At 62.5% G+C, this 3741-nt stretch carries 4 protein-coding genes; 1 reads left to right on the top strand and 3 read right to left on the bottom strand.

Annotated features, from left to right (window positions below; all coding sequences use genetic code 11):
- Window positions 1–226: 226 nt before the first annotated feature.
- Window positions 227–1474, top strand: coding sequence for a hypothetical protein (locus WAW17_RS03030; RefSeq protein ID WP_422331541.1), 1248 nt, complete (start codon window positions 227–229; stop codon window positions 1472–1474).
- A 183-nt stretch (window positions 1475–1657) separates the two neighbouring features.
- Here WAW17_RS03030 and WAW17_RS03025 read toward each other — a convergent pair whose 3' ends face one another.
- The 3 genes from WAW17_RS03025 to WAW17_RS03015 form a co-directional block, all read right to left on the bottom strand.
- Window positions 1658–1984: a helix-turn-helix domain-containing protein gene (locus tag WAW17_RS03025; RefSeq protein WP_422331540.1), complete on the bottom strand. Its 327-nt coding sequence runs from the start codon at window positions 1982–1984 to the stop codon at window positions 1658–1660.
- Window positions 1985–2074: 90 nt separating this feature from the next.
- Window positions 2075–2521, bottom strand: a complete 447-nt coding sequence (locus WAW17_RS03020) for a hypothetical protein (protein WP_422331539.1) — start codon at window positions 2519–2521, stop codon at window positions 2075–2077.
- 583 nt (window positions 2522–3104) lie between these two features.
- Window positions 3105–3741: DUF4913 domain-containing protein (locus WAW17_RS03015; protein ID WP_422331538.1), on the bottom strand; the 637-nt coding region annotated here is incomplete at its 5' end.

Here is a 3741-nt window from a genome sequence, read left to right as displayed (position 1 = left end):
GCTCACCACCGACCAGAAGCGGCTGGCGCTCATCGAGGCAGAACAACGCCGCCGGACCGGTAGCAGCGCACGAGCACCGCAGCGCAGGGACCGGCAGACCACCGAGCAGCCGCGTGAACCGGAACTGCCCACCTACGACCAAGAACACGATCGAGGCCCGGAGCTGTAGAAACGGGACACACCACACATCCTCGCCACCACCAGCGAGGGGGGAACGAGGAGAAGCATGGCGACCGACGACCGATACCGCGACGACCGAGAACAGAACGAACAAGAACCCCCACCCGAGTACGACGAGGTAGCACCAGACTTCGACGAAGCACCCATGCCCGTTGCCACAGCACACGAGTCACAGTCGCGCTCGGGCGACGCCGGCTCTCTCGAGCCACAGGAACAACTCGACCTCGACGAATCCTGGTCTGCAGCTGAGGACCGTGCCATAGTGTCCGCCGCCGACACCGACCAATCAGGCGACTACGCACACTCGCCCACACTCACCAAAGAGCCCGCACCCACCCGCAGCTCCGCAAGCGCAGTCGACGACGGAGTTCGCGTCGACCCGATTGCAGCACCAGCCGGTGACAAGCAGCCGAAACGATCGACGCAGCGCACCGCACCGCCGCCGAATCAGCGAGTGCACGACATCGCAGCGTTCCTTACGGACGTCGAGGAACGTGATCGATCCGGCAGGAAGATCGTCCGACCCAAGCCGATCCGCGAGGTGCTGGGCGTCTACAAGGGCGCACCGATCGACCAGACCAGAATCCAGGTCCTGGCCGCGGCTGCGGCTGCGGCTGCGTGTCACCTCGAAGGCGCGGAGTCGGCCAACGCACAACGCTTGAACAAACTCGTGCAGGACAACGACGCACGGCTGCACTCGCTGCGCGAGCACGAGCGCCGGAACGCGGTCCTCTTTCACGCCGCCAACGAGACACCACGGGATGAAATCGCCGCGGCCGACCAGGAGCGGATCGAGCGAGAAGCCACGAACGATCGTCGGGTCTTCGACGCAGCATCCGCCGTCGCACTGGGATATGTCGCGCAGAAGGGGCTTCCCGCCTACGACCAGCTCGCCCAACTTTCCGACGCTCAGCTCGGGCCCGTGCCCGAGTTGCCAGCGGCAGAATCTACCGAGCGGACCCCGGCCAAGGGTGGGCCATCCGCTGCGGAGAAGACAAAGAGCGTCCTCGACTCCCTGGGCCGAGGACTCGCACAGGCTGCCGGGCCGATCGCCGGCGACGACGACGTTGCCGCCAATCTCTCGCCAGTCAATCTCGCTCAGGTCGGTGACGAACTCACGAATCTGGTGGCGAGTATCGCTCCGGCCATGAAAGCAGCCATGTCGAGCCACCCGCGGTCCATCACGGAACTCCTCAACGTCGAGCAACGCCCCGATGAAGAGAGCGACCTCGTATTCGAGCAGGAACCGGAACTCGACCGCGAACGCGGCCGAGACACCGCGCACGCGGTCTGAATCCGTCCGCAGCGGCTCCGAACAGGAAAAAGGGGTCGCCACCCCAGCCGATCCGAGAAGACTTCTCGGATCAGGGCGACAGGGAACTCCCCGTCGATCATGGCAGTGGGCGGCGACCTCTTTCTCGTCGCTCGGGCAGCGTACGACCGTCCTACGACACGAACCCAGTTCGTGTCAGGTGGCCTACGCGTCCTCTAGCTGCTTAGAAGGGACGATGGCGAGTTCGGCCCCCATAGCTGCGGTGATGCGGATGAGAGTGTCTCGGGTCGGGTTGCCGAGACCACGTTCGATTCGACTGATCTCGGATTGCCCAATGTGCGAAAGGGTGGCCAGCTGGCCCTGGGTGAGATGCGCCGCGGCCCTCGCCTCAGCTAGCTGTTTGCCCAGTTTGACCTGCTCGTGTACTTGTTCCTCGAGCTCAGCGCCAAAACGGTCGGCAAACTCCTCAACCTCGGGGGTCCATTCCGACTTGACGGCGTTCGCGATCTCGCTAAATGGTCGCGTACCCATGACCGCCTCCTAGTCGCGTACCTCGGATAGTGTTAACACTACGCAGTTTATGTGCTAAAACACATATTCGTCAATTGAGGTACTCGTCGCCTATTTTTCTCCCTTCCAGACCTTCAGGTGCTTTCGAGCCATTTTGATCTCTTTGCCTTGACGCTTCTCGCTAGGATCCTTGCCCTTGTTGTACGCGTTGAACAACAACACGATCTTGGAACCATGGAAGGTCGTGAAGATCCGAAGCAGGACCGTGCGATTGTGGTTCGAGTCTTCAGCGGGGTCCGGGTCGGTCTCTCCCCAGGTTTCGGCACCATGCAGGGACGCCCGAATACGGATCTCGTAGAGTCCGCCGCCGAGCGCCTTGCCCCATTCCGTGCTGCAAATGTCCATGCCGAGTGGCTGGACGACCTCCTCAAGCACCTTGATCGCAACGGCCTGGTCGTACTGATCAGCACTCGTCAACCATGTCTCGAAGGGCGCCTTCCCAGTTTTGGGGTCCACCCAGACGTCAATCGTCCACTCGGTCGGGCGCTGATCCTCCATGGGCAGGATGCTATCGATCTGCTTGCCAGCTCGATCGCAGCACTCGCGGCAAGTGGAGCCCTATTTCTGCACTTCTGCTCGATGACTCGTTATTCAGGATCCCCGTTCGAGGGATCCGATCAGGTGCTCGCAGTCCTTGGCCCGCTCCGCCCGCGGCTGCCGTGATCGACTTGAGGTCGGCACATCGGAGACAGCCTGGGTGTGCGGTTCCGCGCAACACCACGGCGAACAGGCCGGCGCTGAACAAGAAGCCGTATCCGGTGTGGCTACCGGGCAGAAAGTCGAAGAGGCCGTTCTCGGCGTAGATCGATACCGCCTTCACCGATATCGCGGTGCTGGCCATAGCCATGGTCACTCTCACCAGGTTTGACCAGGTACGGGCGTAGGGCTTCCAGCCGATCCGGCGGACGTAGCGGCATTCGGAAGCAAGCGCGTAGACGATCACGAGGACTCCGATTGCGGCGGCCAGGAGTGGCAAAGTGTGGTCGAACAGGCGCACCCCGGAGGGCGGGTATGGTTCCGCCAGGTAGCCGGTGGTGGCGAGCAGGGATCACCATTTCTGTGGAAGTTCGATGAGCTGCGATCAGTCGGCGTCGGTGTGTTCGGTGCGGAGATCGGGCGGCATGGGCTCGCATGGGAGGGCGGGCCAGCCTGAGAACGATCCGTCGCGCTTCGCATGAGACATGGGGCCGGAGTCGCTGTCGAAGATCACCCGCACGTGTGGTTCTAGATGGTGGATCCACCAGTTCGACATTGCCGACGCTTTGTCGGAGACCCGGGCTTCTTCCCACGCGTACCAGAGGGCTTTGAACCGGCCGGCGACTTCGGGATACAGCCACCATCTCGCGTCCCAGGCCAGCCCATTCTCTCCGCCTCCGGGACCCATCTTCCGGCGGATGACTTGGGTGAAGAATCCTTCGACCCACGCCTCGTAGTTGGGATACATCGGCTCGATCTCTGCGAGTTCGGCAGCCTCTTCGGGCTCACCGTCTTCGCCGTACTCCTCCTCGCTTTCCTCGCCTTCGGAGTCTTCGTCTTCATGAGGGTCGTGAGGTTCGAGGCTCGGATCGTCGCCTTCGACGGTGGGGTCGTTTTCGTCGACGGCGTTCGGATCGAAGTCGAACGGGTTCTCGTACCCGGTCTCGTCATTGCTCTGCCAGTCGTCCTCGGTGGCTGCGAGATTGACCATCAGTGCGTCCCTTCTCCGAAGAATTCCGACT

The organism is Rhodococcus sp. (in: high G+C Gram-positive bacteria) (assembly GCF_049286785.1).
Lineage (GTDB): Bacteria > Actinomycetota > Actinomycetes > Mycobacteriales > Mycobacteriaceae > Rhodococcus_F.
Note: the sequence above shows the minus strand (reverse complement) of the source record. Positions and strands in the feature narration are given on the sequence as shown.